This window comes from Streptomyces lydicus, assembly GCF_000717345.1.
Lineage (GTDB): Bacteria > Actinomycetota > Actinomycetes > Streptomycetales > Streptomycetaceae > Streptomyces > Streptomyces lydicus.
This window is the reverse complement of sequence record NZ_JNZA01000015.1, coordinates 73,266-99,333: the sequence shown is the minus strand read 5'-3', so window position 1 is coordinate 99,333 and position 26,068 is coordinate 73,266. Positions and strand designations below refer to the sequence as shown.

The window sequence follows — 26,068 nt, the reverse complement described above, 5'->3', positions numbered from 1 at the left end:
GAGCCTAGGGCGTTTCAGCGGCGGTTCGCGCGCAGGCGGCGCCACACCGCCTTGGCGGCGTAATGGCCCGACATGCCGTGGACGCCGGGACCGGGCGGGGTCGCCTGGGAGCAGAGGAACACGGCGGGGTGGGCGGTTTCGTACGGGACGCGGGTGAGCTTCGGCCGGATGAGCAGGCGCAGGCCGGCCGCGGAGCCGGTGGCGGTGTCGCCGCCGACGTAATTGGCGTTGCGGGCCGCGAGTTGGGGCGGGCCGGCGACGGCGCGGGCCAGCACGAGATCGCGGAAGCCGGGGGCGAAGCGCTCGATCTGCCGCTCGATGGCGTCGGTCGCGTCGCCCTCCCAGCCGTTGGGGACGTGGCCGTACGCCCAGAAGGTGTGCTTGCCCTCGGGGGCGCGGGTGCGGTCGATCAGGCTGGGCTGAGCGGTGATCAGGAACGGGACGGACGGGGCCCGGCCGTGCGTGGCGGCGTCCAGGGCGGCGCCGATCTCGCCACTGGTGGGGCCGATGTGGACGGTGCCGGCGCGCCGGGCCGGCTCGGCGGTCCACGGCACCGGCCCGGACATCGCGTAGTCGATCTTGAAGACGGCGGGGCCGTAGACGACGTCGCGGTAGGCGTTGCCCAGGCCCGCGATCCGGGCCAGCGCCGTCGGGGAGGTGTCGAAGACGTACGCCCGGGCCGGCGGCAGGTCGTCCAGGCGCTTGACCTCGAAGTCGGTGTGCACCGCGCCGCCGTGGGCACGCAGCAGACCGGCGAGCGCGTCGGCGATGGCCTGGGAGCCGCCGCGCGCCACCGGCCAGCCCTTGGCGTGCGCGGCGAGCGCGAACATCAGGGCGATGCCGGAGGTGCCGAGGCCGCCGAGCGGGGCGATGGCGTGCGCCGCGAGACCGGCCAGCAGACCGCGGGCCTTCTCGTCCTGGAAGCGGCGGTTGAGGAGGGTGACGGGCTGCGCCGCGAGCAGGCCGAAGCGGGCGTAGGTCAGCGGGTCGCTGGGCGGGCCCAGCCACTGGGTGCGCAGGAAGTCGTGCGCCATGCTGTCCCACCGGCCGATGAACGGCGCGAGCAGCCGCCGGTACGCGCCGGCGTCACGCGGGCCCAGGGACATCGCGGTCTCACCGACGGTGTGTCCGAGCACGGCGGCCGTGCCGTCCGGGAAGGGGTGCGCCATCGGCAGGTCGGGGTGCAGCCACTCCAGCCCGTACCGCTCCAGCGGCATCCTGGCGAAGGCCGGCGAGCCCACGCCCGTCGGGTGCACCGCCGAGCAGGGGTCGTGCCGGAAACCGGGGAGGGTCAGCTCCTCGGTACGGGCGCCGCCGCCGATGGTGTCCTTGGCCTCGAAGACCTCCACGGACATGCCGCGGCGGGCCAGTTCGACGGCCGCCGTCAGGCCGTTGGGTCCCGCCCCGATCACCACGGCATCGAGCATCCTCGGCACCTGCGCCACTCCCCTCACGTCCGACCCTCATCCGTGAGGATCAGTTGGCGGCTGCCAGCAGTCCGAGGATACGCCGCGCGGTTTCGGCGTCACGCGCCGCCGTGAAGGGCAGCGCATTGCCGCCCTCGATGCGGAACGGCTGCCCCGCGACCGTGCCGCTCGCGCCGCCCGCCTCGTGGACGAGCAGCAGCCCGGCGGCGTGATCCCAGGCGTTCTCCCAGCTGAAGGCCGTGGCGTCCAGCTCGCCGCGGGCTATGTGGAGGTATTCCAGGCCCGCCGAGCCGCAGGGCCGCGGTGCGACGCCGCCGGTGTCCAGGGCGGCCAGCACCCGCTTCTGGTCGTCGTCGGTGAAGTCGTGGTGGGACGTGGCGACGTCGAGGACCGCGTCCGCCGCCGGGCTGCCGGTTCGCAGCGGTATTCCGTTGAGTTCGGCGCCGGCGCCGCGGCGGGCGATCGCCATCAGGCCGAGCGCCGGGGCGTACGTCCAGGAGGCCAGCACCTCGCCGCGGTGGGCGAGCGCGACGAGCGTGGCGAAGCCGGGGTCGCCGTGCACGAACTGGCGGGTGCCGTCGACCGGGTCGACGATCCATACGGGGGCGTCGCCGCGCAGGGCCTCCAGCACGCCGGCGTCGGCGTGCACCGCCTCCTCACCGACCACCCGGGAGCCGGGCAGCAGGGCCGTCAGCGCGGCGGTGAGGTGTTCCTCGGCGCGGCGGTCGGCGATGGTGACGAGGTCGTGCGGGCCGTTCTTCTCGACGATGTCCTCGGCGGCGAGCTGCCGGAAGCGCGGCATGATCTCGTCGGCCGCGGCCCGGCGGACGGCGGCCTCGACGGCGGCCAGGTCCAGCTCGGACAGGTCCGGCGAGAGGGTCATCGGGGGTGCTTCGGTGAGGTTCGCGGTATCTCCCGAATCTTGGGTACGAAGTGCTTCGATCATGCGTCCATCGAACCACGAGCCACTGACACGGCAGCTGGACTCCAGGTGAACTCCGGATGCCGCCGAGGGCACCGCGCGGGGCGGCGAGCCGGCGGCGCCGGCGGCCGGCCCGCGCTCCGCCGCGCCGTAGTGGCCCCGCCGCCCGTCCGTGGCCCCTCGCGTACGGGCCTCAGCGCCCCACGGCGTACCCCTGCATCCCCCGCGGATTGGCCGCCGCCGACAGCACCCCGGTCTCCGGGTCCCGCGCCACCGCGCACAGCCGCCCCTCGGACCAGGCGTCACCCACCGTGACCAGGTGGCCGCGCCGCCGCAGGTCCTCGACGGTCCGCTCCCCGATCCGTGACTCCACCGTCACGCCGCCCGGCCGCATCCCGCGCGGGAAGAAGGAACCGGGGAAGGAGTCGTGGTGCCAGTTCGGCGCGTCGACGGCGCCCTGGAGGTCGAGGCCGCCGCGGACCGCCCCGCGCAGCGCCACCGCCAGGAAGAAGTGCACCTGCCACTGGTCCTGCTGGTCGCCGCCCGGCGTGCCGAAGGCCATGACGGGGACGCCGCCGCGCAGCGCGAGGGACGGCGTGAGGGTGGTGCGGGGGCGGCGTCCGGGCGTGAGCGAGTTGGGCAGGCCCTCCTCCAGCCAGGCCATCTGCAGCCGGGTGCCGAGCGGGAAGCCGAGGGCCGGGACGACCGGGTTGGACTGCAGCCAGCCGCCGGAGGGGGTGGCGGAGACCAGGTTCCCCCAGCGGTCGACGACGTCGAGGTGGCAGGTGTCGCCCCGCGTGGCACCCCGCCGGTCCACCTCGGGCGCCACGTCCGCCGGCACGCCCCCGGGCACCCCGCGTGCGACGGTCGGCTCGCCCGCGCCGCTGCCGGGCCCGCCCAGCGGGTCGACGCCGCCCTCACCGGCCGCGACCGCCGACGCGTGCTTGCCCAGCCGCGGGGCGCGGCCGTCCGGGCTGCCGGGCCGCAGCTCGTACGAGGCCCGCTCGCCGATGAGTGCCCGCCGCCCGGCGTTGTACTCCGCGCTCAGCAGGGCGTCGAGCGGCACCTCGGCGGCGTCCCCGTACCACGCCTCGCGGTCGGCCATCGCGAGCTTGCTGCCCTCGATGAGCAGATGCACGTACTCGGGACTGCCGTAGGCGGGCAACTCGCCGGGGAGGAGGGCGAGTTGCTGGAGGAAGACGGGGCCCTGGGACCAGCCGCCCGCCTTGGCGACGGTCCAGCCGTTCCAGTCGTGGGTGACCGGCTCCTCGTACGTGGCGGCGAAGGCCGCCAGGTCGTCGCCGGTGAGGGTCCCGGCGTGGCGCTCGCCCGAGGTGTCCAGGGCCGGGCGGGCGGCGAAGGCGGCGAGCGCCTCGCCGATGAAGCCCTCGCGCCAGATGCGGCGGGCGGCGTCGATCTGGGCCTCACGTCCGGCCGCCGCGGCCTCCGCCTCCGTGATCAGCCGCCGCCAGGTGGCCGCCAGCGGCCGGTTCCTGAGCAGCCCGCCGGGGGCGACGGACCGGCCACCGGGGAGGTAGAGCTCGGCGGAGGAGGTCCACTCCGTCTCGAAGAGTTCCCGGACCGTCTCGACGGTCTCGCCGATCCGCTCGACGGCGGGGTGGCCGTGCTCGGCGTAGCCGACGGCGTACCGCAGCACCTCGGCGAGCGACTTGCTGCCGTGGTCGCGCAGCAGCAGCATCCAGGCGTCGAAGGCCCCGGGGACCGCGGCGGCGAGCGGCCCGGTGCCGGGCACCAGGTCCAGGCCCAGCGAGGTGTAGTGCGCCACGCTCGCACCGGCCGGCGCCGGGCCCTGGCCGCACAGCACCCGCACCGGCCCGTCCGCCGGGGCCAGGAGGATCGGCACCTCGCCCGCCGGCCCGTTCAGGTGCGGCTCGACGACGTGCAGCACGAAGCCGGCCGCCGCCGCGTCGTAGGCGTTGCCACCGTCCTCCAGCACCGCCATCGCCGACTGGGACGCCAGCCAGTGCGTGGTGGAGGCCATCCCGAAGGTGCCTTGGAGAGTGGGGCGGGTGGTGAACACGGGCGGCTCCTCATCTGCTGCCGGGCGGCTGGACTACGAGCGGGCGTTTGAACGCTCAACGGACGCGTTCCCTCCGTACTCTCCCCCCACGGCCGTGCACCGCACACCCTCCCGCGCGCCGTCCGGCATCCGCCGGGACGGTCCCGTGCCGCGCGGCACCCCAACCACACGCGGGACCGGGGAAGTTGCCCCCTGCCGCCGGCCGGCCGGCGCTCGCCGTCGCCCTCACCGCCGGCGTCGCCTGCACGACCTCACCCGGCTCACCCCGGCCGGCGCCCGAAACTCGCAGGACGGCGGGCGGCGTGCTGCGTACGCTCGCTCCATGACCGGCACCGACGTCCCGCACGACCAGCCCGCCCGCCGTCCGCTCGTCGCCCTCCTCACCGGCGCCGGAATCTCCACCGACTCCGGCATCCCCGACTACCGCGGCCCGAACGGACTGTGGCGGCGGGATCCGGAGGCCGAGAAGCTGGTGACGTACGACGCGTACATGGCCGACCCGGAGATCAGGCGGCGGTCGTGGCGGATGCGGCAGGAGAGCCCGGCGTTCCGGGCGCAGCCGAACGCGGCGCACGAGGCGGTGGCCGCGTTGGAGCGGTCGGGGACGCCGGTGCGGGTGATCACGCAGAACGTCGACGGGCTGCACCAGCTCGCCGGGGTGCCCGAGCGCAAGGTGCTGGAGCTGCACGGCACCGTCCGGGCGGTCACCTGCACCCGCTGCCACGCCCGGTCGTCGATGCGGGAGGCACTGGACCGGGTGGCCGCGGGCGAGCCCGATCCGGCGTGTCTGGTGTGCGGCGGCATCCTGAAGTCGGCGACGGTGATGTTCGGCGAGCGGCTGGACCCGGAGGTGCTGGGCACGGCGCTGGGCGTGGCCAAGGCGGCGGAGGTCTTCCTGGCCGTCGGGACGACGCTTCAGGTGCAGCCGGCCGCCTCGCTCGCGGGGGTGGCGGCCGAACACGGGGCGCGGCTGATCATCGTCAACGCCGATCCGACCCCGTACGACGCGCTCGCCGCCGAGGTGATCCGCGAGCCGATCGGCAGTGCGCTGCCCCCGCTGCTGGCGCGGCTCGCGCAGCCGGCATGAGGCAGGCTTGACCCGTGCGGAACGAAGAGGAGAACGGCGTGCGGGGCAACCACCACGGCGAGTACAAGGTGCCGGGCGGCAAGCTCGTGGTCGTGGACCTGGACGTGGTGGACGGGGCGCTGCGCGGCGTACGGGTCGCCGGGGACTTCTTCCTGGAGCCGGACGAGGCACTGGACGCCATCAACGGGGCGCTGGAGGGGGCGTCGGCGGACACCGACGCACGGGCCCTGGCGGCCCGGATCGACGCGGCCCTGCCGGCCGGTGCGGTGCTGTTCGGGTTCAGCAGCGAGGCGGTGGGCATCGCGGTCCGCCGCGCCGTGGCGGACGCCGCGGAGTGGACCGACTTCGACTGGCAGATCGTGCACGAGGGACCGCAACCGCCGGCGCTGCACATGGCGTTGGACGAGGTGCTGACCGGCGAGGTGGCGGCGGGGCGGCGGCCGCCGACGCTGCGGGTGTGGGAGTGGGACCGTCCCGCGGTGATCATCGGCAGCTTCCAGTCGCTGCGCAACGAGGTCGACGAGCGCGCCGCCGCGCGGCACGGCGTGACCGTCGTACGGCGGATCAGCGGGGGCGGGGCGATGTTCGTGGAGCCCGGGAACACCATCACGTACTCGCTGTGCGTCCCGCAGTCCCTGGTGCAGGGGCTCAGCTTCGCGGAGAGCTACGCCTACCTCGACGACTGGGTGCTGGGCGCGCTGGGCGACATGGGGATCCGGGCCTGGTACAAGCCGCTCAACGACATCGCGACGGACGCCGGGAAGATCGCCGGGGCGGCGCAGAAGCGCCTGGTGGCGGGCGGCGGGGCGGTGCTGCACCACGTGACGATGTCGTACGACATCGATGCCGGGAAGATGGTCGAGGTGCTGCGGATCGGGCGGGAGAAGCTGTCCGACAAGGGCATCGGCAGCGCGCGGAAGCGGGTGGACCCGCTGCGGCGGCAGACCGGGCTGCCGCGTGCCGAGGTCATCGAGCGGATGATCGCCTCCTTCCGGGCCCGCTACGGCGGCACGCGGGGCGAGGTCACCGAGCAGGAGCTGGCGCGGGCCCGGGAGCTGGCCGCGGGCAAGTTCAGCTCCGCGCAGTGGCTGGCCCGCGTGCCGTAGCCATCAGCAGCGCGTAGAGCGCCAGTGCGGCACCGAGGCCGACCGCCCAGCCGTAGTCGGCCAGCGGCTTGAGGAAAGGGATCAGGCCGTCGGCGGGGAAGGGGCCCTTCCCGGGGTGCGAGTACGAGCCGCCGACGGCGAGCAGGCCCCCGACGGCGAACGCGGTCACCGCCCGCCAGTTCCAGCCGGCCGTGTACCAGTAGCGGCCGCCGGGACGGTAGAGGGCGGCGAGGTCGAGGACGGTACGGCGGACGATCCAGTAGTCGGCGATGAGGATGCCGGCCACCGTCCCCAGCAGCCCGCCGACGACCCCGAGCCAGGTGAAGATGTACAGCTCGGGGGTGGCGGTGAGCTTCCACGGGAAGACGAGCACGCCGACCACGCCCGTGATGAGCGCGCCCGTGCGGAAGCTGATGAACCGGGGGGCGAGGTGGGCGAGGTCGTAGGCCGGGGAGACGACATTGGCGGCGATGTTCACGGAGATGGTCGCGATCAGCACCGTGACCAGCGCGAAGAGCAGGCCGAAGACGTTGTCGGCCTTGCCGGCGAGGGCGACCGGGTCCCAGATCGGGGCGCCGTAGACCGCCTGTGAGCCGGAGGTGACCAGGACGGACAGCAGGGCGAAGGCCGTCATGGTGGTCGGCAGGCCCAGCGACTGGCCCCAGACCTGGGCGCGCTGGCCGGCGCCGAAGCGGGTGAAGTCGGGGATGTTGAGGGAGAGCGTGGCCCAGAAGCCGATCATGCCCATTAGGGAGGGGAAGAAGACCGGCCAGAAGTCCGCACCCCAGCCCAGGGCGCTCGGCTGGTCCAGCAGCGGACCGAACCCGCCCGCCTTGACCGCCACCCAGACGAGCAGCGCCACCGCGCCGACGAGGACGAACGGGGCGGCCCAGTTCTCGAAGCGGCGCAGGGTCTCCATCCCCCGGTGGATCAGGGCGAGTTCGGCGGCCCAGAAGACCAGGAAGCACAGCCACAGGGTCCAGGGGTAGCCGGCGACGGCCGTGGCCCGGGCCCAGTCACCACCGAGGATCTTGCCGAGCAGGATGTAGATGCCCTGGCCGCCGATCCAGGTCTGGATGCCGAACCAGCAGCAGGCGACGGCGGCACGCACCAGCGCGGGGAGGTTGGCGCCGCGCACCCCGAAGGAGGCCCGGGCCAGGACCGGGAAGGGGATGCCGTACTTGGGCCCGGCGTGGCCGGTGAGCAGCATCGGGACGAGGACGACGAGGTTCGCCAGCGCGATGGTCAGCACCGCCTGCCGCCAGTCCATGCCGAGCGCGACCAGGCCCGAAGCGAGCGTCCAGGAGGGGATGTTGTGGGCCATGCCGACCCACAGGGCGGTGAAGTTGTAGGTGGTCCAGCGGCGTTCGGCGAGCGGTACGGGGCGCAGGTCGGCGTTGACGTAGCGGCCGTGGGACGGGATGGCGCCGGGCGCCGGTTCGACCCGGCCGTCGGGGGCGGTCAGCTGGTCCGGCGGGGTGGATATGGGGAGTTCCGGCGGCACGGGTGGGGAGGTCGCGGGCATGCGGGGGCCTTTCGTCCGGGTCGGGCCGCCGGTCTCCCGGGGCCCGCTCAGTCGGCGAACGCGGGGATGATCTCTGCTCCGTAGGCGTCGATGGTGGATTCCTTGGCGTCGTGCATGGCGTAGAGCGCGAACTGGTCCACACCCAGTTCCTTGAGCCGGCGCAGCTTCTCGATGTGGGCGGCGGCCGGGCCGAGCAGACAGAAGCGGTCGATGACCGCGTCCGACACGAAGCCGGCGTCGGGGTTGCCCGAGCGGCCGTGGTGGGCGTAGTCGTAGCCCTCCCGGGAGGCGATGTACGCGGTCAGCTCGTCCGGCACCATGCCGGAGTGCTCGCCGTAGCGTGCGACGAGGTCGGCGACGTGGTTGCCGACCATGCCGCCGAACCAGCGGCACTGCTCGCGGGCGTGGTCGAGGTCGTCGCCGACGTAGGCGGGTGCGGCGACGCAGATCGTGACGTCGGCCGGGTCGCGGCCGGCGTCCGTGGCGGCCTGCCGTACGGCCTTGATCATCCACTCGGTGAGGAAGGGGTCGGCCAGCTGGAGGATGAAGCCGTCCGCCAGCTCGCCGGCCATGGCGAGGGCCTTGGGCCCGTAAGCCGCCATCCACACCGGGAGCTTGCCGTTCCTGATCCAGGGGATCTTGATCCGGTGGTCGCCGACGTACGCCTCCCGCCCCTCGGCCAGCTCGCGGATGGCGCCGATCGCCTCGCCGAGCCGGGCCAGGGTGTTCGGCGGCCGCCCGGCCACCCGCATCGCGGAGTCGCCGCGCCCGATGCCGCAGACGGTGCGGTTGCCGTACATCTCGTTGAGGGTGGCGAAGGTGGAAGCGGTGACTTCGGGGGCGCGGGTGGAGGGGTTGGTGACCATCGGGCCGACGATCAGGCGGTCGGTGTGTTCCAGGATGCGGCTGTAGAGGACGAACGGCTCCTGCCACAGGACGGTCGAGTCGAAGGTCCAGCCGTAGCGGAAGCCGTTGCGTTCGGCGCGGCGCATCAGGGACACGACGGCGGAGGAGGGCGGGTCGGCCTGCAGGACAACTCCGAAGTCCACGGCGGCGCTCCTTAAAAGAGGTGCTGGAACGGGTCCTGGGAAGAGATCCGGCGGGATCCCCGGGCGGGGCCGGGCCCCTAGACGAGGTACTGACAGGTGCCGCGCGGGATGTACTGGCCGTGTCCCGCGCGACCGGTGAACGTCCGCCGGTCGATGACGAGTTCACCGCGCGAGAGCACCGTTTCGACCTGTCCGGTGAGGGTTTTCCCCTCGTACGCCGAGTAGTCGACGTTCATGTGGTGGGTCTCGGCGGAGACGGTCTGCCGGGCGGCCGGGTCGTAGATGACGAGATCGGCGTCGGAGCCGGGGGCGAGGGTGCCCTTCTTCGGGTAGAGGCCGAACATCCGGGCCGGGGAGGCGCAGGCGATCTCGATCCAGCGCCGGCGGCTGATCCGGCCCTCCACGACGCCTTGATGGAGCAGGTCCATCCGGTTCTCGATGCCGGGCATCCCGTTGGGGATCTTGGAGAAGTCGCCGCGGCCGAGCTCCTTCTGCCCCTGGAAGCAGAAGGGGCAGTGGTCGGTGGAGACGACCTGGAGGTCGTTGGTGCGCAGTCCGCGCCACAGCGCGGCCTGGTGCTCGCGGGGCCGCAGCGGCGTGGAGCAGACGTACTTGGCGCCCTCGAAGTCCGGTTCGGCGAGGTTGTCGGTGGACAGGAACAGGTACTGCGGGCAGGTCTCGCCGAAGACGTTCAGCCCCTTGTCGCGGGCCTGGGCGATCTCGGCGACGGCCTCCTCGGCCGAGACGTGGACGACATAGAGCGGGGCGCCGGCGACCCGGGCGAGCTGGATGGTGCGGTGGGTGGCCTCGGCCTCCAGCAGCACGTGGCGGACCTCGCCGTGGTAGCGCGGGTCGGTCCGGCCCTCCGCCAGTGCCTGTTCGACCAGCACGTCGATGGCGATGCCGTTCTCGGCGTGCATCATCACCAGGCCGCCGTTGTCGGCGGAGCGCTGCATCGCCCGCAGGATCTGCCCGTCGTCGCTGTAGAAGACCCCGGGGTAGGCGGTGAACAGCTTGAAGGAGGTGACGCCCTCGGCCACCAGGAGGTCCATCTCCTTGAGGGTGTGCTCGTTGACGTCCGAGAGGATCATGTGGAACGCGTAGTCGACGGCGCACTGGGCGTCGGACTTGGCGTGCCAGGTGTCGAGTCCGGCGCGCAGCGACTTGCCGCGGGACTGCACCGCGAAGTCGACGATGGTGGTGGTGCCGCCCCAGGCCGCGGCGCGGGTACCGGTCTCGAAGTTGTCGGAGGAGAACGTCCCGCCGAAGGGGAAGTCCAGGTGGGTGTGGGCGTCGACGCCGCCCGGGATGACGTACTTCCCGGTGGCGTCCAGGACGCGGTCCGCGGACTCCCGCCAGCCGTCGGCGGTGGGACTGCCGTGCGCGGCGAGCGCGGCGACCCGGCCGTCCTCCACCAGGACATCGGCGTGCATCTCATCGGCGGCGGTGATCACCAGTCCGCCCTGGACGACCGTACGGCTCACCATCACAGCTCCCTACCTGACGCCACGTCACAGCTGGTCTACACCCGTAGATTCCGGTCGAGAAGTGGACACCGTAGAAGCATGTCACCCACCGTGGCAATACCGTGACGGTTAATCGGGGCCGACGATCGTGTTGCGCCGACGATCAGTCGCCCGGTTCAACGCGGGCGCGGCCCCGGAGGGGTGCGGGGGTGGCGGGATGGGCAGATATCCGCCGACGCGGACGGGCAATCCTCGCCGGCGCCGCTTCATCAGGACGGACGACGCGCGGCACACGGAAGGCGGCAGGTCATGGAGCAGAACACGCCGTGGGAGTTCTCCGACGACCGGGGGCGCCTGGTGGTGGCCGGGGCACGGCCGGCACGGATCGTCGCGTACATACAGGCCGGGGCGACGCTGTGGGACCACGGCATACGCCCGGTGGGGATCTTCGGGTCCCAGCACGACGCGGCCGCTCCCGACCCCGCCAAGGGCGGTGACCTGCCGCTCGCGGAGATCGAGTACCTCGGTTCGGGCACCACGCTGCACCCGGACACCCTGCTGGCGGCCGAGCCGGACCTGGTGGTGGCGGTGACCTATGACGGCGAGCAGGTCTACGGGCTGGAGCAGAAGACCGCGCTGGAGGTGGAGGCGCATGTGCCGGTGGCCACCGTCGCGGTGGGCCCGGGACGCAGCCTGGCCGAGGTGCGCGAGCGGTTCGCGGCGCTGGCCGGCTCGCTGGGCCGGGGCGAACCGCTCGGTGCCGCACGGGAGTTGGACGCCGCGGAGGACGCCCTGCGGCAGGCGACCGGGGGTGCGCCGGGGCCCCGGGTGCTGGCGCTGTCCCCCGCCGGGCCCGACCGGGTCCACCTCGCCCGGCCCGGTTCCTGGCCCGATCTGCGGGCGCTGGCCGAGCACGGCGTCGGCCTGGTGGATCCGGCGGCGGGCGCCGGGGTGAACTGGTCCACGGTCGGCTGGGCGGAGGCCGCGGAACTGTCCCCCGACATCGTCCTGATGGACGTACGGGCCAACGCCGCCCGCCCCGAGAGCCTCCGGGCCGACGAGCACTGGCGGGCGATCGAGGCGCGGGCCCGGCTGCTGCCCTGGAACCCGGAGGCGTCCTGCAGCCGGCGTGCGCACACCCGGTTCTTCACCCTGGTCGCGGACACGGTCCGGGAGGCGGCGGGGGCGTAGGCCCGCGCCACGGGTGGGTGGCGGCGGAACGGCACCGGCCGCCCCGCCCCCGCTCACCGCTTCCGTGCGGTGTCCGCGCTACGTCCCGGCCAGCGTGCCCTGCGCCGTACGGAGCGCGTCGGCGAGCAGGCCGGCGCCCTCCTCGGCCTCCGCGACGGTCAGCGACATCGGGGGCGCGATGCGCAGCGAGGCGCCGCCCTGCCCGCCCTTGCCGATCAGCAGGCCGCGCTCCCGGGCCGCTTCCAGGACGAGCGAGGCGGCCTCCGGTGAGGGCTCGTCGGTGCCGGGGCGGACCAGTTCGAGGCCGATCATCAGGCCCCGGCCGCGGACTTCGCGCACCAGGTCGAGGCCGGCCGTGACCGCCCGCAGCCGCTCGATGAGCAGCCCGCCGACCCGCCTGGCGTTGCCCTGGAGGTCGTGTTCGAGCAGGTGGTTGAGGTTGGCCAGGCCGGCGGCCATGGTGACCGGGCTGCCACCGAAGGTGGAGATGGAGTTCGCGGTGAGCGAGTTCATCACCTCGGCGCGGGCCACCACCCCGCCGACGGACATGCCGTTGCCGATGCCCTTGGCGAAGGTGAGCAGGTCGGGCGGGCCGTTGTCGGCGTGCGCCTGCCAGCCCCAGAAGTGGTCGCCGGTACGGCCCCAGCCGGTCTGCACCTCGTCGCTGATCCACAGGATGCCGTGCCGGGCGAGCACCTCGCGGAAGGCGGCGTAGAGGCCGTCGGGCGGTGCGGTGAAGCCGCCGACGCCCTGGACCGGTTCGGCGATCAGCGCGGCGACCCCGCCGGCGGTCTGCTGGAGCATGTCCTCCAGGTCGGCGACGCAGGCCGCGATGAAGTCCCGGTCGCTCAGCTCCGCGTACGGGCCGCGACTGCGCACCCCGCCGTGGACGTAGAGCGTCTGGAGGGGCGAGAGGCTGGTCGGCGACCAGCTCTGGTTGCCGGTGATGCCGACGGTGGAGAAGGAGCGTCCGTGGTAGCTGTTGCGCATCGCCAGGATCTGGTTGGAGCGGCGGTGCGTGGTGGCCAGCAGCAGGGCCGTGTCGTTGGCCTCGGTGCCGGAGGTGGTGAAGAAGACCCGGGCGTCGGGGATGCCGGAGAGCGCCGCGATCCGCTCGGCCAGCTCGACCATGGGGCGGGAGAGATAGAGCGTCGAGGTGTGCAGGATGCGGCCGGCCTGTTCGCTGACGGCCTTGGTCACCTCGGGCAGCGCGTGGGCCGTCATGGTGGTGAGGATGCCGCCGAAGAAGTCGAGGTAGCGGTTGCCCTCGGCGTCCCAGACGTACCGGCCCTCGCCGTGGGTGAGTTCGAGCGGCCGCTCGTAGTAGAGGCTGAGCCAGGAGGGCAGTACGGCCTGGTGGCGGGCGTGCAGGGTCGGCGGTTCATGGGGGACGTGGGTCACGGCTGCACCAGCCCGTCGTAGGCGTCGGGGCGGCGGTCGCGGTAGAACGCCCACTGCTGGCGGACCTCGTCGATCAGGCCGAAGTCCAGGTCACGGACGACCAGTTCCTCCTTGGAGTCGCTGGCGACCCCGCCGACGAACTGCCCGCGCGGATCGACGAAGTAGCTGGTCCCGTAGAAGTCGTTGTCGCCGTACTCCTCCACGCCGACCCGGTTGATCGCCGCGATGAAGTACTCGTTGGCGACCGCGGCCGCGGGCTGCTCCAGCTGCCAGAGATAGGCGGACAGGCCGCGGGAGGTGGCCGAGGGGTTGTAGACGAGCTGGGCGCCGTTGAGGCCCAACTGCCGCCAGCCCTCCGGGAAGTGGCGGTCGTAGCAGATGTAGACGCCCACCTTGCCCACCGCGGTGTCGAAGACCGGCCAGCCGGCGTTGCCGGGCTTGAAGTAGTACTTCTCCCAGAAGCCCTTGACCTGCGGGATGTGGTGCTTGCGGTAGCTGCCCAGGACCGTGCCGTCGGCGTCGATCACGGCCGCGGTGTTGTAGTAGAAGCCGGACTGCTCGACCTCGAAGACCGGGACGACGATGACCATGCCGGTCTCCCGGGCGAGGTCCTGCATCCGCCGTACGGTCGGGCCGTCGGGGACCGGCTCGGCCCAGCGGTAGTGCTCCGGCTCCTGCACCTGGCAGAAGTACGGAGCGTTGAAGACCTCCTGGAAACCGATCACCTTCGCGCCCTGCGCGGCCGCCGCTCTGGCGTACTCCTCGTGCTTCGCGATCATCGATTCGGTGTCGCCGGTCCAGGTCGCCTGAACCAGTGCGGCACGCACAACATCGGCCATGAGCTGCTCCTTTGTCGATGCGTCAGCCTGCGGCGCACGCGGGGATCCCCAGCGCGATCTACGCGTGTGGAGGTGACCGTAAGCCTCGCTACGCACCGTGGCAAGACCATCTCTCCCGTGGCGCGCCCCGGGAAGCACCGCGACATCCCGGAAATCACGACAGGCAAACTTGCAAGTTTGCCTGTCGTTCTTCTAGGGTGGAGATATGCCGGAAAAGGACCAGGAACGCCTGGCGACCGATCTGCGCGCGACCGTCTCGCAGCTCATGCGACAGCTGCGCGCCACGTCGCCGCGCGCCGAGCTCACCGCGTCCCAGCGCTCGGCGATCTCCCGGATCGAGACCGACGGGCCGGCCACCATCGCCGCGCTGGCCCGCGCCGAGCTGGTGCGCCCGCAGTCCATGCGGCTGACCGTCGGCGCGCTGGAGGAGCGCGGGATCCTCTCCCGCAGCCCGCATCCGACGGACGGCCGCCAAGTGGTCTTCTCGCTCACCGACGAGGGCCGCCGGATGCTCGCCGAGATCCGGCAGGCCAAGCAGAACTGGCTCGCGGTGGCCATCGCCGAGCGGCTCACCCCGGAGGAACAGCGGACCCTGGAGGCCGCTGCCGGGCTGATACGGCGGCTGACGCAGGAATGACCGACCCCTCCGCCGCACCGGCGGGTCCGGCCAGGACGGGCGCCGTGCCGGGCCGTCCCGGAGAGCCCGCGGGCACCGACCGGGCCTTCGGCGCCCGGCTGATGACGCCGCTGCTGCTCGGCTCGCTGCTCAACCCGGTCAACTCGACGATGATCGCCACCAGCCTGGTGGCGATCGGCCGCGACTTCCACGTCGGCGCCGCGGATACCGCCTGGCTGATCTCCGCGCTGTACCTCGCGAGCGCGGTGGGCCAGCCCTTCATGGGACGGCTCGCCGACCGCGTCGGCCCGCGCCGGGTCTTCGTCGCCGGTGCGCTGGCCGTCTGCGCCGCCGGGCTGATCGGCGCGCTGGCACCGACCTTCACCCTGCTGATCGTCTCCCGGGTCGTCCTCGGCATCGGCACCGCGGCCGCCTACCCCGCGGCGATGGCGGTCCTGCGGGCCGAGTCGCGGCGGCTGGGGCTGCCCACGCCCCGGCGCGTGCTCGGCCGGCTCTCCCTCGCCGCGCTGGCCAGCGCCGCCCTCGGCCCGTCGCTCGGCGGCCTGCTGACCGCGACCGCGGGCTGGCGGGCGGTGTTCGCGGTCAACCTCCCGCTGTCGCTGCTCGCCCTCGCCGGCGCGCTGGCCTGGCTCCCGGCGGACCGGAAGGCCGCCGCGGCGACCGGCGGGCCGAGCGACGCCGGGACCGGCCGACGGACCCGCCGGGCGGCCGGACGCCCCGCGCCCGCGCCCGGCTCCCTCGACCCGCTCGGCATCGGGCTCTTCGCGGCCGCACTGACCTGCGCGATGTTCTTCCTGCTGCGGCTGCACGAGCCGCAGTGGGTGCTGCTGGCGCCGACCGCCGCACTCACCGCGGTCCTGGTGTGGTGGCAACTGCGCCGCCCGGAGCCGTTCCTCGATCTGCGGATGCTGGCCGGCAACCGCGCGCTGGTCCTCACCTACCTGCGGCAGGGCCTGACCTACCTGGTCATCTACTGCGTGCTCTACGGCTTCAGCCAGTGGCTGGAGGAGGCGCACGGCTACTCGTCCTTCCACGCCGGCCTGATCATGCTGCCGATGTCCGGTGCGGCCGCCTTCTGCTCGCTCGCCGGGGCGCGGACGAAGGGCATCCGCGCCCCGCTGACCGTCGCCGCGGCCTGTCTCGCCGCCGGCAGCGGGGTCTTCCTGCTGCTTCAGGGCACCAGCCCGCTGTTCGCGCTGCTGTGCGCCGCGGCACTCTTCGGCGTCCCCCAGGGGCTGGCCTCCACCGGCAATCAGGCCGCCGTCTTCGTCCAGGCCCCGCCCGACGGCGTGGGCGCGGCCGCCGGACTCCAGCGCACCGCCCAGTACCTCGGCGCGATCACCGCCTCCGGGCTGATCGGGCTGCTGTACGGGCAGCGGGCCGCGGACCCGGGGCTGCACCGGATCGCCCTGATCGGTGTCGTGCTGGGCCTGCTGCTGCTCGCCCTGACCCTCGCCGACCGCACCTTGCGCGCCCGCAGAGCACCGTGAGCGCCCGACCTCCCGTCACCACCACACAAGGAGTACGCATGCCCGCCACCACCCTCGACCCGCAGACCGCCCTGGTCCTGATCGACCTTCAGAAGGGCATCGCCGGCCTGCCCACGGCACCGCTGCCCGCCGCCGAGGTCGTCGAGCGCGGCGCGCGGCTGGCCGCGGCGTTCCGCGCCCGCGGGCTGCCCGTCGTCCTGGTCAACGTGACCGGCGTCGCGCCCGGCCGTACGGAGTCCGCGCCGCGCGGCGCCACGCCGCCCGCCGACTGGGCGGAGCTGGTGCCCGAACTCGACCGGCAGCCCGGCGACCTCACCGTCACCAAGCAGCGGTGGGGCGCCTTCCACGGCACCGAGCTGGACGCGGAGCTGCGCCGCCGGGGCGTGACGCAGATCGTCCTCGCCGGCATCGCCACCAGCATCGGCGTGGAGTCCACCGCCCGCGCCGCGCACGAGCACGGCTACCACGTCACCGTCGCCACCGACGCGGTGACCGACATGGACGAGGCGGCGCACCGCAACAGCGTGGCGAAGATCTTCCCGCGGCTGGGGGAGACCGGCACCACCGAGGCGATCCTCACGCTCCTCGGGTGACGCCGGCCGGGTCGGGCGGCGCCGGGCGTTGGGCCGGCCGGCGCTCGTGCCAGCGCAGCGCGTCCTGGAGCTGGGCGGCCAGCGAGATCAGCCGGGGCTCGCTGTGGGCCGGGCCGAGGAGCTGGGCGCCCAGCGGCAGTCCGTCGCCGCTGAAGCCGGCCGGGACGCTCACGCCCGGCCAGCCGAGCACGTTCCACGGCCAGGCGTACGGGCAGGCGGCGATCATGGCCTTGTCCGTCTGCCAGCCGTTCAGTGCGGCGAGGGTGCCGATGCGCGGGGGCGGGGTGGCGGTGGTCGGCGTCAGCAGGACGTCGTAGGGGCCGAACAGGGCGCCGATACGCCGCTGTTGACGCTTCTCGACGGCGCGGGCCCGGCGCAGTACGGGCCCGCCGAGCAGCCGGCCCATCCGCGCCGCGCCCCGGGTCCGGCGGTCCAGGAGGCAGCGGTCGGGCACCCGGTCCGCCCACTCCCCCACCCCGGCCGTGGCGCGCGGGACGAAGGCCAGTCCGATCAGCCCGTAGTCCGGCTCGGCCTCCTCCACGAGGTGGCCGAGCCCGGCCAGGGTGCGGGCGACCGACGTCACCGCGGCCCGCACGTCGGGGTGCAGCGGCTTGCGGGTGAAGGTGAGCGGCGCCTTCCAGGAGAGCGCGATCCGCAGCCGCCCCGGGTCGCGTCCGGCCGCCTCACGGGCCGCGACGGCCGGCGGCCGGTGCAGGTCGCCCTCGTGGTTGCCGCTGGCCACGTCCAGCAGCAGCGCGGCGTCCTCGACCGTACGGGCCAGCGGGCCGATGCCGGTGATGCCCTGGAAGGACTCGGGGTCCGGCCAGGTGGAGATGCGCCCGCGCTGGGGCTTGATGCCGACCAGGTGCGACCAGGCGGCGGGGATGCGGACCGAGCCGGCCCCGTCGGTGCCGAGCGCGGCCGGTACGAGGCCGGCCGCGACGGCGGCGGCCGAGCCGCCGGAGGAGCCGCCGGGGGTGTGCGCGAGGTTCCACGGGTTGCAGGTGTTGCCGAAGGCCGGGCCCTCGGTGAACGGCCACTGCCCCAGCTCGCAGGCGTTGGTCTTGCCAACGATGACGGCGCCGGCCGCGCGCAGCCGCCGGACCACCTCGGCGTCGCGTTCCTTGGGCGGGAACTCACCGGCGCAGCCGAACGCGGTCGGCTCACCCGCCACGTCGGTGTCGTCCTTGACCGCGACCGGCACCCCGAGCAGCGGCAGCCGCTCCCCGGCGGCCAGCCGGCGGTCGGCGGCCGCGGCCTCCAGCAGCGCCGCCTCGGCGCGTACCCGGCGGAACGCGTTGACGGTGTCCTGGGTGGCCTCGATGCGCTCCAGCGACCGGCGGACCAGCGCGGTCGAGGAGACCCGGCCGTCGGCGAGCGCCCGGGCCTGTTCGGCCAGGCCCTCCCACTCCCCCACCTCGCCGATGTACCGGGCCGGGGCTCCGGGCCCGCTCTCCTGGCTCTCGTCAACGCTCACGCTGCGTGCCCTCCCTGGGACCGCCCATTCGAACGAACGGTCCCAGGAGGCTAGTCGCCACCGCCTTGACCATCAACGACGCCGCGCGGCGCGGCACATCGACGACACACGGACGGCACACAGCGCCCCGCCGCGGGTCGGCGGTGTTACCGTCCCCGGCCCCCGCCAGCGGCGCCACGAGGGGTGGACCCGCGCCGAGCCGTACCTTCTCCGCCGCCGGGGCGGTGCGGCGGGCTGCGCGTCCGAAGCGGGCGAGAGGGCGCGGCCAGGGGCCGGAGCCCACTCGGGTCAACTACCCGACGACAGGGGGCATTTCGGGTGCCGGGACGCGTCCCGGCGGCCCCGCCCTCGAACACCCGGCCGGGGTGCCGCTACGCTCCCCCGCCATGGATGACACCCTGCTGCTCCTGACCGTCGCGGCCGTGGCCCTCGTCGTGGGGCTGGCGGCCGGCTGGGCCGTGCAGTCAGCCGCGGTCCGCCGGAGGCTGGCCCGCGAGAGGAGCTTCTTCGGGCTGCCGGAGGGTTCGGAGTGCGTCCTGGTCACCCACCGGGACAGCTCCTCGGCCCAGTGGAGCATTCCGCGCCACGACGCGCTGGCGCTGCTCGGGCTGGCCGCGGTGATCGAGAACTGCGGGGCGCACCCCGAGGTCGCGCCGCACGACACCGGTCTGCAGGGCTTCGGCGCGCGGACCGAGTTCTGCGTCGGTGATCCCACCGCGCACCGCAGGCTGGCGGCGCACCTGGCGAGTCTGCTGCCGGGCGTCGCGGTGCACCCGGGCGACGAGTCCGGCACGGGCCGCGGCACGTTCGCGGTCGGCGGCTCGTCGTACCGGGTGGAGCCCGGCGCGGTGGAGTACGTCCTGCTGGCCCGGCTGACGGCCGGGGAGGGCGGCCGGCCGGTGTTCCTGGCGGCCGGTCAGCGGCCGGTCACCCACCGGGCCGCGGTGCGCCACCTCGTGCGGAACCGGGCCCGGCTGGCCCGTAAGCACGGTGCCGACGGCCAGTTCTGCCTGCTGCTGAAGGTGGTCAACTCGCAGGCGTACGGCCCCGATGTGGTCGAGCTGGTCGCCGATGTCACCAAGGCCGCGACGACGGCGGCGGAGAGCAAGGGGCACCGGGCGGCTTCCTGAGCCCGGTGCGGCGGCCGGCCCGCGGCTGCGGCTGACCGGCGCAGCCGGCGGGCGGCTGCCCGGGCGGTCTGCGAGGCTCGACGGCATGATCGCCGGACTTCGTTCGACCGCGCGGCACTGGACCACCGTGGTGCCGGTGCTGGCGGTGGTGCTGCTGGCCCTGACGTGGGGACGGTCGCTGCCGCCCCCGCTCGTCGGGTTGGTGGCGTACTTCCTGGCCGGGGCGGTGCTGGCCGCGGTGCACCACGCCGAGGTGATCGCGCACCGGGTGGGTGAGCCGTTCGGGTCACTGGTGCTGGCGGTCGCGGTGACCGTCATCGAGGTGGCGCTGATCGTCACGCTGATGGTGGACGGCGGGGAGAAGAGTGCCGCGCTGGCCCGGGACACCGTCTTCGCGGCGGTGATGATCACCTGCAACGGGATCGTCGGGCTGTGTCTGCTGGTCGGTTCGCTCAAGCGCAAGGTGGCGGTGTTCAACGCGGAGGGGACCGGCGCGGCGCTGGCCGCGGTCGCGACGGTGGCCGGGCTCAGCCTGGTCCTGCCGACGTTCACCACCACCACGCCGGGCCCGCGGTTCTCCACCCCGCAGCTGGTCTTCGCCGCGCTGGCCGCGCTGACCCTCTACGGCCTGTTCGTGACCACTCAGACCATCCGGCACCGGGACTACTTCCTGCCGGTGACCTCGACCGGCGAGGTGATCGACACCGAGGACCACGCGGATCCGCCGACCGCGCGGGCCGCGCTGATCAGCCTGGCCCTGCTGGCGCTGGCGCTGATCTCGGTGGTCGGGCTGGCCAAGGCGGTCTCGCCGACGATCGAGTCCGGCGTGGCCGCGGCCGGTCTGCCGTCGTCGGTGGTGGGCATCGTCATCGCGCTGCTGGTGCTGCTGCCGGAGACCGTCGCGGCGGTCCGCGCGGCCCAGCGCGACCGCGTGCAGACCAGCCTCAATCTCGGCCTGGGCTCGGCGATGGCCAGCATCGGGCTGACCATCCCCGCGGTCGCGCTGGCCACGGTCTGGCTGCCGGGTCCGCTACTGCTGGGCCTGGGCGCCAGCCATATGGTGCTGCTCGCGCTGACCGTGATCGTCGGCACCCTGACGGTCATCCCCGGGCGCGCCACGCCGTTGCAGGGCGGCGTCCATCTCGCGCTGCTGGCGGCGTACATCGTGCTGGCCGTCAGCCCGTAGCGCGGGTCCCGGGCGCGGCGGCCGGCGCGCGCCGCGTGCCAGCTGATCGGGTAGGGAACCCCGCGCGTGCGGTGTCGCTCCCGCTCTCACCCGGGGCCGCGTGAGAGCACGTAGGAGATGGAGTCGGATAAGCACACAACTTCCCGTTCCCGGCGGTGGTTCCTCCAGGCCGCGTTCGCGGTCGGCGCGCTGTCCGCGGGCCGCGTCCTGTTCGGGCCGGACGAGGGGGCGTCGCCTTCGGGCGCGGAGGAGCAGGGGAAGGGCCGCCCGCCGCGCGCGGCCACCGCGGGCGGCGGTCCGGCCGCCTCGTCGGGGCACACCGGCGGGGCGAGCACCACGGAGACGTACCGGCTCCGCCCGATGGCCGGCGAGCCCTCGCTCTCCGGCCCCGGCGCCTCGCCGCCGCACCCGGAGGTGGCGCACGTGCTCTCCACCGACCGCCGGGAGATCTTCCTGACCTTCGACGACGGGCCGCACCCCCGCTACACCCCGGAGATCCTGCGGGTCCTGCGCCGGCACGACACGCAGGCCACCTTCTTCGTCATCGGGGAGCGCGCCGCGGCCTTCCCCGGCCTGCTGCGGGACATCGCCGACCAGGGCCATGTCGTCGCCAACCACACCTGGACCCACCCTCAGCTGCCGACCCTGCCCCCGGGTGCGGTCCGCAGTGAACTCGGCCGTACCAGCAGCCTGATCGACGACGTCCTGGGCGCCGCACCGACTCTCGCCCGGGCCCCGTACGGCGCCTGGGACGACCCCTCGCTGGACATCTGCAACGAGCTGGGCATGTCGCCGGTCGGCTGGGCGGTCGACTCGGAGGACTGGACGAGCCCCGGCGTGCCGGAGATCGTCGACACCGTCATGGCGGAGATCCGCCCGGGCGCGATCGTGCTGTCGCACGACGGGGGCGGCGGGCGCGGCCAGACCGTCGGCGCGCTGGACCGGTACCTTCCCCGCCTGCTGGACGACGGCTACCGTCCGGTGCGGATCACCCCCTGAGGAGCGGGCGGGACGGGGCCGGGGCGCGCGGCACCACATCGGCGACAAAGGGCATCAATGGGTGAGAACGGTCACCCGGCGTGCTGACACCGGTGTCAATGGTTTATCGTTCAAACGCAAGCGGGCTCCCCCCGTGCCCGCTTTGCCGCCCCGGCCGAATTCCCCCGTTCGGCCGGGGCCTCTCTTTTTTCGCGGCCCGTTCCTTTCGCGGACCGGGCCGGCGCCCGTCACCTCAGGTACGAGGCGCCGTTGACGTCGAGCACCGCCCCCGAGGACCAGAGCGCCTCCGGCGACGCGAGGTGGTGCACGGCCGCGGCGATGTCCCGCGGGGACGCGACCCGGCCGAACGGGCTCTGCTGCCGCACCTCGTCCGTCAGGCGCTCGGCGACCCGTTCGGTCTGCACGAAGCCGGGGGCGACGGACGCCACACCGATCCCGTACGGCGCGAGGTGCACCGCCAGCGACTGCCCCATCGCCTGCAGCGCCGCCTTGGAGGCGCCGTACGCGGGATGGTCCGGCTCGCCGCGGAAGGCGCCGCGCGACCCGATGTTGATGATGCGCCCCTCCACCTCCCGCTCGATCATGTTCCGCGCCGCGCAGTAGCTCAGGTGCGCCGCCCCCAGCAGGTTCACGTCCACGATCTGCCGCCAGGCGTGCTGCCACTCCTCGAAGGAGGTGCGGTCCAGCGGGTGCGCCACGTTCACGGCGGCATTGTTGATCAGGACATCGACGCCACCCAGCCCGTCCACGGCCGCCTCGACGACCGCCTCCGCGCCCTGCGGCGTGCCGACATCGCCCCCCACCAGGACGTGCCCGCTCCCCGCCAGCCCCGCCAGCGTCTCCTCCGCCGCGCCGCGCCGCGCGCCGTAGTGCACCGCGACCCGGTCCCCACCCGCGGCGAACGCCTCCGCGACGGCCCGCCCGATCCCCCGCGAGGCCCCCGTCACCACAACCGCCCGGCTCATCGGCCACCTTCCCCTCAACAGCTCGGCCCACCACACGCCCTGACGGAAACGATCTTAGGGAACGCGCCGGAGCCGGGCTCGGGCGGGCAGCCGGGCCGTGCGCCGCCGCCCGCCGTCCTCCGTCTCCCGCACTGCGCGTGCCGCCGTTCGCGACCTGTCGTTGAATGCGAAATGTCCGCAGCTGCCCCGCAGCGCCGGCCTCATCGGGAGCCTGGATGCCGTTGCCGAAGTCCCCGGGCGCCACCGCCGCGCCGGAGGCCGCCCTCACGAAGGGGGCCCTGCGGCGGCTCGGACAGTGGTGTGCCCGGCACTGCGTGGTGGTGCTGGCGCTGTGGCTGGCCGCGCTGGTGGGCCTCCAGCTCCTGCAGCGCGCGTACGGGGGCGAGTACTCCGACGACTTCGCGTTGCCCGGCGTCCAGTCGGCGCAGGGCCGCGAGGTGCTCCAGCGACACGAGCCGAAGGCCGGCGGCTACAGCAGCCAGGTGGTGCTGCACGACGCGGCCCGGCCGCTCACCGCCTTCGGCAGCCGGATCGGCAGCGCCGTCACCGCCCTCGGCGCACTCCCGGACGTGCTGTCCGCGCAGAGCCCGCTGCCGCCGCCCGGCGCACCGCCCGCCAAGCCCCCGCCGGGGACGCCGAATGTCGGCCCGCTGTCCGACGACGGGCGGACGGCGTACATCACGGTGCGCTTCAGCGTCCAGCCGTCCACCCTGTCACCGGACTATCTGCACGGCGTCGACGCGGCCGTGCAGCCGCTGCGCGCCGCGGGCGTGCAGGTGGAGTACGGCGGGCCGCTGGGCGAGCTGGCCCGCCCCGCGCCCGACGACCGGACCAGCGAGGTGATCGGCTTCGCGGTCGCGGTGCTGGTGCTGCTGACCGGCTTCGGCAGTGTGCTGGCGGCGGTGCTGCCGTTGGTGACCGCGCTGATCAGCGCGCTCTGCGGGCTGGCCGGCCTGGGACTGCTCGCGGCCGCCTTCCTGTTCGCCACCGTCTCGCCCACCCTGGCCACGATGATCGGCCTCGGCGTGGGCATCGACTACGCGCTCTTCCTGCTCACCCGGCACCGGCAGAACCTGATGGACGGCTCCGATCCGGTCACCGCGGCGGGCCGGGCCGTCGCCACCAGCGGCCGCGCGGTCCTGGTGTCGGGCTGCACGGTCGTCATCGCCCTGATGGGGCTGTGGGTCTCGGGCCTGACCTTCATCGGGAAACTGGGCGTGGCGGCCGCCCTGACCGTGGTCTCCGCGGTGCTCGGCGCGCTCACCCTGGTACCGGCGCTGCTCGGACTGATCGGCCGCCGGATCGACCGGCTGCACGTCCGCAGACCGATCGCCGAGACCGACGCCGCGCCGGGCGAGCAGCCGCGCGGCACCTGGCACCGGTACGCGCAGCGGGTGGAGCGCCGCCCCTGGTGGTATCTGGCCGGCGGCGTGCTCGTGGTGTGCGTGCTGGCCGTCCCGCTCTTCTCGATCCAGCTCGGTCACATCGGCGACGGCGCCGACCCGAAGTCCTTCACCGACCGGCGCGCCTTCGACCTGATGTCCGCGGCGTTCGGCCCCGGCTCCAACGGGCCGCTGACGCTGGTCGTCGACGAGTCGGACGTCCCGCAGGCCGACCGCAAGATGCTGGCCACGCAGGCCGGGCAGGTGCTCGCCCAGGTCCCGGGCGCGGTCTACGTCACCCCGCTCAAGGCCACCCCGGACGGCGCGGTGCTGACCGGCACCGCGTACTCCGCGCAGTCCCCGCAGGATGCCGGGACCACCGCGCTGGTGAACCGGCTCAAGGACGAGGTGCTGCCGCGGGCGGTGCGGGGCACCGACGGGCACGGCTATGTGACGGGGACGACGGCCGGCCAGGTCGACTTCCTCGACCTCGTCTCCAGCCGGCTGCCGCTGATCATCGCCGTGGTGGTGGCGCTCGCCTTCCTGCTCATCCTGATCGTCTTCCGGGGCGTGCTGGTCGCGCTGAAGGCGGCGGTGCTCAACGTGCTGTCGATCGCCGCCTCGTACGGCGTGGTGGTCGCCGTCTTCCAGTGGGGCTGGGGCGGCCCGGCGCTCGGCGTCGCGGGCACGGTGCCGATCGAGAGCTACGTCCCGATGATGATGTTCGCGATCGTCTTCGGGCTGAGCATGGACTACGAGATCTTCCTGCTGTCGCGGGTGCACGAGGCGTGGCTGCGTACCGGCGACTCCCGGGGCAGCGTCGCGCACGCCCTGGAGATCACCGCCCGGGTCATCACCTGTGCCGCCCTGATCATGGTCAGCGTCTTCGCGGCCTTCCTGCTCAGCGACAACGTCGTGGTGAAGATGCTGGGCCTGGGGCTGGCCGTGAGCGTGCTGATCGACGCCACCGTGGTCCGGCTGCTGCTGGTCCCGGCGGTGCTGACGCTGCTGGGGCCGGCGGCCTGGTGGACGCCGCGGTGGCTGGACCGGATCCTGCCGCGGGTGAACGCCGAGGGCGAGGAGCGGCTGCCGGACCGCGCGCCGTACCCCGCGGGGCACGGGTAGGCGGGCGGGTGCGGAAGGCTGCGGCGCGCCCGATGATCGAACCATGGCCCCGACCGCCGAGCACGGCTCGGCCCCGTACCCCGTGATCCGGCCGATGCTGGCCACGATCGGGCCGCTGCCCGACGAGCACGAGGAGGCGGAGTGGGCGTTCGAGGCCAAGTGGGACGGCGCCCGCTGCATCGTCAACACCCCTGGTGACGGCACGGTCCGGCTGGTCACCCGGGCGGGCAACGACGCGACCATGACGTATCCGGAGCTGGCTCCTCTCGGTGAGCAGTTGCGGGGGCGGTCCGCGGTGCTGGACGGCGAGGTGGTGGTGCTGGACGCGCGCGGGCGGCCGGACTTCGGGCTGCTGCAGCGGCGGATGGGCGTGGTGAACCCACGCCGTACGGCCCGGCTGGCGATGGAGCACCCGGTGCATCTGGTGCTCTTCGACCTCATGCACCTGGGTGGTTCGCTGCTCGGCTCGCCGTACCACGAGCGCCGTTCCCTGCTGTCGGGGCTGCGGCTGCGGGGCCCCAACTGGTCGGCGCCCGCCTACGTCGCGGGGCATGCGCAGCAGGCGTGGGACGCCTCGCTGCAGGGCGGGCTGGAAGGGGTCGTGGCCAAGCGGCTGGGCTCGGCGTACCTGCCCGGCGTCCGCTCACCCGAGTGGCGCAAGACGAAGCATCTGCAGACCCTCGACGTGATCATCGGAGGGTGGACGGAGGGGCACGGCAGCCTCGCCGGACTGCCCGGTTCGGTGCTGGCCGGCGTCGCGGAGCCGGCCGGGCTGCGTTACGTCGGTTCGGTCGGCTCGGGACTGTCCGACCGGGAACGCCACGGGCTCGCCCAGTATCTGGGGGTGATCCCGCGCGACCACTCCCCGTTCGTCAACCCCGTGGACGCGTCGGGCGTGCACTGGACCGAGCCCCGGCTGGTCGCCGAGATCACGCTCACCGGCTGGACCGCCGCGGGGCGGCTGCGGCATCCGGTCTGGCACCGGCTCCGGCCCGATCTGACGCGGCTCGGCTGAGCTTCGCGGCGGGGA

At 73.9% G+C, this 26,068-nt stretch carries 21 protein-coding genes; 11 read left to right on the top strand and 10 right to left on the bottom strand.

From position 1 onward, the window contains the following. Positions 1 to 14 precede the first annotated feature (14 nt). The 3 genes from OO62_RS16745 to OO62_RS16735 all read right to left on the bottom strand — a co-directional run bounded on the left by OO62_RS16745 (position 15) and on the right by OO62_RS16735 (position 4,390). Positions 15 to 1,436: a phytoene desaturase family protein gene (locus OO62_RS16745; protein ID WP_051733331.1), complete on the bottom strand. Its 1,422-nt coding sequence runs from the start codon at positions 1,434 to 1,436 to the stop codon at positions 15 to 17. A gap of 40 nt (positions 1,437 to 1,476) precedes the next feature. Next, a complete protein-coding gene (locus tag OO62_RS16740) occupies positions 1,477 to 2,310 on the bottom strand; it encodes an inositol monophosphatase family protein (RefSeq protein ID WP_033268215.1) in 834 nt (277 codons plus the stop codon). Between the two features lie 232 nt (positions 2,311 to 2,542). Continuing rightward, entirely contained in the window at positions 2,543 to 4,390 is a 1,848-nt protein-coding gene (locus tag OO62_RS16735) for a gamma-glutamyltransferase family protein (RefSeq protein WP_033268214.1), read from the bottom strand. Positions 4,391 to 4,712: 322 nt separating this feature from the next. On the opposite strand from OO62_RS16735, the gene OO62_RS16730 reads away from it, so the two are divergent. Together OO62_RS16730 and lplAB are read left to right on the top strand one after the other, a co-directional pair. Further along, the gene (locus OO62_RS16730; RefSeq protein WP_033268213.1) at positions 4,713 to 5,477 is read left to right on the top strand and encodes an SIR2 family NAD-dependent protein deacylase; all 765 of its coding nucleotides are present in this window, start codon (positions 4,713 to 4,715) and stop codon (positions 5,475 to 5,477) included. A gap of 38 nt (positions 5,478 to 5,515) precedes the next feature. Beyond that, positions 5,516 to 6,583 carry a lipoate-protein ligase LplAB gene (gene lplAB, locus OO62_RS16725; RefSeq protein WP_033268328.1) on the top strand — a complete coding sequence of 356 codons (1,068 nt, stop codon included), beginning with the start codon at positions 5,516 to 5,518 and terminating at the stop codon, positions 6,581 to 6,583. On the opposite strand, the gene OO62_RS16720 is transcribed toward lplAB, so the two are convergent. The 3 genes from OO62_RS16720 to hydA all read right to left on the bottom strand — a co-directional run bounded on the left by OO62_RS16720 (position 6,549) and on the right by hydA (position 10,644). Beyond that, positions 6,549 to 8,108: an NCS1 family nucleobase:cation symporter-1 gene (locus OO62_RS16720; RefSeq protein WP_033268212.1), complete on the bottom strand. Its 1,560-nt coding sequence runs from the start codon at positions 8,106 to 8,108 to the stop codon at positions 6,549 to 6,551. The two genes, lplAB and OO62_RS16720, sit on opposite strands and share 35 nt — an antisense overlap. A 47-nt stretch (positions 8,109 to 8,155) precedes the next feature. Further along, positions 8,156 to 9,157 (bottom strand): TIGR03842 family LLM class F420-dependent oxidoreductase, encoded by a 1,002-nt coding sequence (locus OO62_RS16715; RefSeq protein ID WP_033268211.1) that lies wholly within the window; start codon positions 9,155 to 9,157, stop codon positions 8,156 to 8,158. Between the two features lie 77 nt (positions 9,158 to 9,234). Further along, on the bottom strand, positions 9,235 to 10,644 hold the full coding sequence (gene hydA / locus OO62_RS16710) for a dihydropyrimidinase (RefSeq protein ID WP_033268210.1): 1,410 nt from the start codon (positions 10,642 to 10,644) through the stop codon (positions 9,235 to 9,237). A gap of 288 nt (positions 10,645 to 10,932) precedes the next feature. Between hydA and OO62_RS16705 the strand changes: the two genes are divergently transcribed. Beyond that, on the top strand, positions 10,933 to 11,814 hold the full coding sequence (locus OO62_RS16705; RefSeq protein ID WP_033268209.1) for an ABC transporter substrate-binding protein: 882 nt from the start codon (positions 10,933 to 10,935) through the stop codon (positions 11,812 to 11,814). Positions 11,815 to 11,892: 78 nt separating this feature from the next. Here the strand turns inward: OO62_RS16705 and OO62_RS16700 are convergent, their stop codons facing one another. Together OO62_RS16700 and OO62_RS16695 are read right to left on the bottom strand one after the other, a co-directional pair. Then, on the bottom strand, positions 11,893 to 13,215 hold the full coding sequence (locus tag OO62_RS16700) for an aspartate aminotransferase family protein (RefSeq protein WP_033268208.1): 1,323 nt from the start codon (positions 13,213 to 13,215) through the stop codon (positions 11,893 to 11,895). After that, complete coding sequence (locus tag OO62_RS16695; RefSeq protein ID WP_033268207.1) at positions 13,212 to 14,054, bottom strand: nitrilase-related carbon-nitrogen hydrolase; 843 nt, start codon at positions 14,052 to 14,054, stop codon at positions 13,212 to 13,214. Before OO62_RS16695 ends, OO62_RS16700 begins: the two co-directional genes overlap by 4 nt. A 205-nt stretch (positions 14,055 to 14,259) precedes the next feature. Between OO62_RS16695 and OO62_RS16690 the strand changes: the two genes are divergently transcribed. The 3 genes from OO62_RS16690 to OO62_RS16680 are packed head-to-tail and all read left to right on the top strand — an operon-like array spanning position 14,260 to position 16,774. Then, entirely contained in the window at positions 14,260 to 14,691 is a 432-nt protein-coding gene (locus tag OO62_RS16690) for a MarR family winged helix-turn-helix transcriptional regulator (RefSeq protein WP_033268206.1), read from the top strand. Further along, positions 14,688 to 16,181: an MFS transporter gene (locus tag OO62_RS16685; RefSeq protein ID WP_033268205.1), complete on the top strand. Its 1,494-nt coding sequence runs from the start codon at positions 14,688 to 14,690 to the stop codon at positions 16,179 to 16,181. The genes OO62_RS16690 and OO62_RS16685 overlap by 4 nt, the downstream gene beginning before the upstream one ends. 38 nt (positions 16,182 to 16,219) lie before the next feature. Next, positions 16,220 to 16,774 carry an isochorismatase family protein gene (locus tag OO62_RS16680; protein WP_033268204.1) on the top strand — a complete coding sequence of 185 codons (555 nt, stop codon included), beginning with the start codon at positions 16,220 to 16,222 and terminating at the stop codon, positions 16,772 to 16,774. On the opposite strand, the gene OO62_RS16675 is transcribed toward OO62_RS16680, so the two are convergent. Then, a complete protein-coding gene (locus OO62_RS16675) occupies positions 16,758 to 18,251 on the bottom strand; it encodes an amidase (protein ID WP_033268203.1) in 1,494 nt (497 codons plus the stop codon). The two genes, OO62_RS16680 and OO62_RS16675, sit on opposite strands and share 17 nt — an antisense overlap. A gap of 386 nt (positions 18,252 to 18,637) precedes the next feature. Here OO62_RS16675 and OO62_RS16670 point away from each other — a divergent pair, with 386 nt between their 5' ends. From OO62_RS16670 to OO62_RS16660, 3 genes are all read left to right on the top strand, one after another. After that, entirely contained in the window at positions 18,638 to 19,381 is a 744-nt protein-coding gene (locus OO62_RS16670; RefSeq protein WP_033268202.1) for a hypothetical protein, read from the top strand. Between the two features lie 85 nt (positions 19,382 to 19,466). Beyond that, entirely contained in the window at positions 19,467 to 20,567 is a 1,101-nt protein-coding gene (locus OO62_RS16665) for a calcium:cation antiporter (protein WP_033268201.1), read from the top strand. Positions 20,568 to 20,684: 117 nt separating this feature from the next. Next, on the top strand, positions 20,685 to 21,566 hold the full coding sequence (locus OO62_RS16660; protein WP_033268200.1) for a polysaccharide deacetylase family protein: 882 nt from the start codon (positions 20,685 to 20,687) through the stop codon (positions 21,564 to 21,566). Between the two features lie 227 nt (positions 21,567 to 21,793). Here the strand turns inward: OO62_RS16660 and OO62_RS16655 are convergent, their stop codons facing one another. Continuing rightward, positions 21,794 to 22,531, bottom strand: coding sequence for an SDR family NAD(P)-dependent oxidoreductase (locus OO62_RS16655; protein WP_033268199.1), 738 nt, complete (start codon positions 22,529 to 22,531; stop codon positions 21,794 to 21,796). A 215-nt stretch (positions 22,532 to 22,746) separates the two neighbouring features. On the opposite strand from OO62_RS16655, the gene OO62_RS16650 reads away from it, so the two are divergent. Together OO62_RS16650 and ligD are read left to right on the top strand one after the other, a co-directional pair. Continuing rightward, on the top strand, positions 22,747 to 25,038 hold the full coding sequence (locus OO62_RS16650) for an MMPL family transporter (RefSeq protein WP_033268198.1): 2,292 nt from the start codon (positions 22,747 to 22,749) through the stop codon (positions 25,036 to 25,038). Positions 25,039 to 25,081: 43 nt separating this feature from the next. Then, a complete protein-coding gene (ligD, locus tag OO62_RS16645; protein WP_033268197.1) occupies positions 25,082 to 26,053 on the top strand; it encodes a non-homologous end-joining DNA ligase in 972 nt (323 codons plus the stop codon). The last annotated feature ends 15 nt before the right edge of the window (positions 26,054 to 26,068 follow it).

Excerpts from the sequence above, each read along its gene's own strand:
- ligD (WP_033268197.1), top strand. The coding sequence starts at position 25,082 with ATGGCCCCGACCGCCGAGCACGGCTCGGCCCCGTACCCCGTGATCCGG.
- OO62_RS16730 (WP_033268213.1), top strand. The coding sequence starts at position 4,713 with ATGACCGGCACCGACGTCCCGCACGACCAGCCCGCCCGCCGTCCGCTC.
- OO62_RS16650 (WP_033268198.1), top strand. The coding sequence starts at position 22,747 with ATGCCGTTGCCGAAGTCCCCGGGCGCCACCGCCGCGCCGGAGGCCGCC.
- hydA (WP_033268210.1), bottom strand. The coding sequence starts at position 10,644 with ATGGTGAGCCGTACGGTCGTCCAGGGCGGACTGGTGATCACCGCCGCC.
- OO62_RS16720 (WP_033268212.1), bottom strand. The coding sequence starts at position 8,108 with ATGCCCGCGACCTCCCCACCCGTGCCGCCGGAACTCCCCATATCCACC.
- OO62_RS16665 (WP_033268201.1), top strand. The coding sequence starts at position 19,467 with ATGATCGCCGGACTTCGTTCGACCGCGCGGCACTGGACCACCGTGGTG.
- OO62_RS16660 (WP_033268200.1), top strand. The coding sequence starts at position 20,685 with ATGGAGTCGGATAAGCACACAACTTCCCGTTCCCGGCGGTGGTTCCTC.
- OO62_RS16685 (WP_033268205.1), top strand. The coding sequence starts at position 14,688 with ATGACCGACCCCTCCGCCGCACCGGCGGGTCCGGCCAGGACGGGCGCC.
- OO62_RS16705 (WP_033268209.1), top strand. The coding sequence starts at position 10,933 with ATGGAGCAGAACACGCCGTGGGAGTTCTCCGACGACCGGGGGCGCCTG.
- OO62_RS16655 (WP_033268199.1), bottom strand. The coding sequence starts at position 22,531 with ATGAGCCGGGCGGTTGTGGTGACGGGGGCCTCGCGGGGGATCGGGCGG.
- OO62_RS16740 (WP_033268215.1), bottom strand. The coding sequence starts at position 2,310 with ATGACCCTCTCGCCGGACCTGTCCGAGCTGGACCTGGCCGCCGTCGAG.
- OO62_RS16695 (WP_033268207.1), bottom strand. The coding sequence starts at position 14,054 with ATGGCCGATGTTGTGCGTGCCGCACTGGTTCAGGCGACCTGGACCGGC.
- OO62_RS16670 (WP_033268202.1), top strand. The coding sequence starts at position 18,638 with ATGGATGACACCCTGCTGCTCCTGACCGTCGCGGCCGTGGCCCTCGTC.
- OO62_RS16690 (WP_033268206.1), top strand. The coding sequence starts at position 14,260 with ATGCCGGAAAAGGACCAGGAACGCCTGGCGACCGATCTGCGCGCGACC.
- OO62_RS16680 (WP_033268204.1), top strand. The coding sequence starts at position 16,220 with ATGCCCGCCACCACCCTCGACCCGCAGACCGCCCTGGTCCTGATCGAC.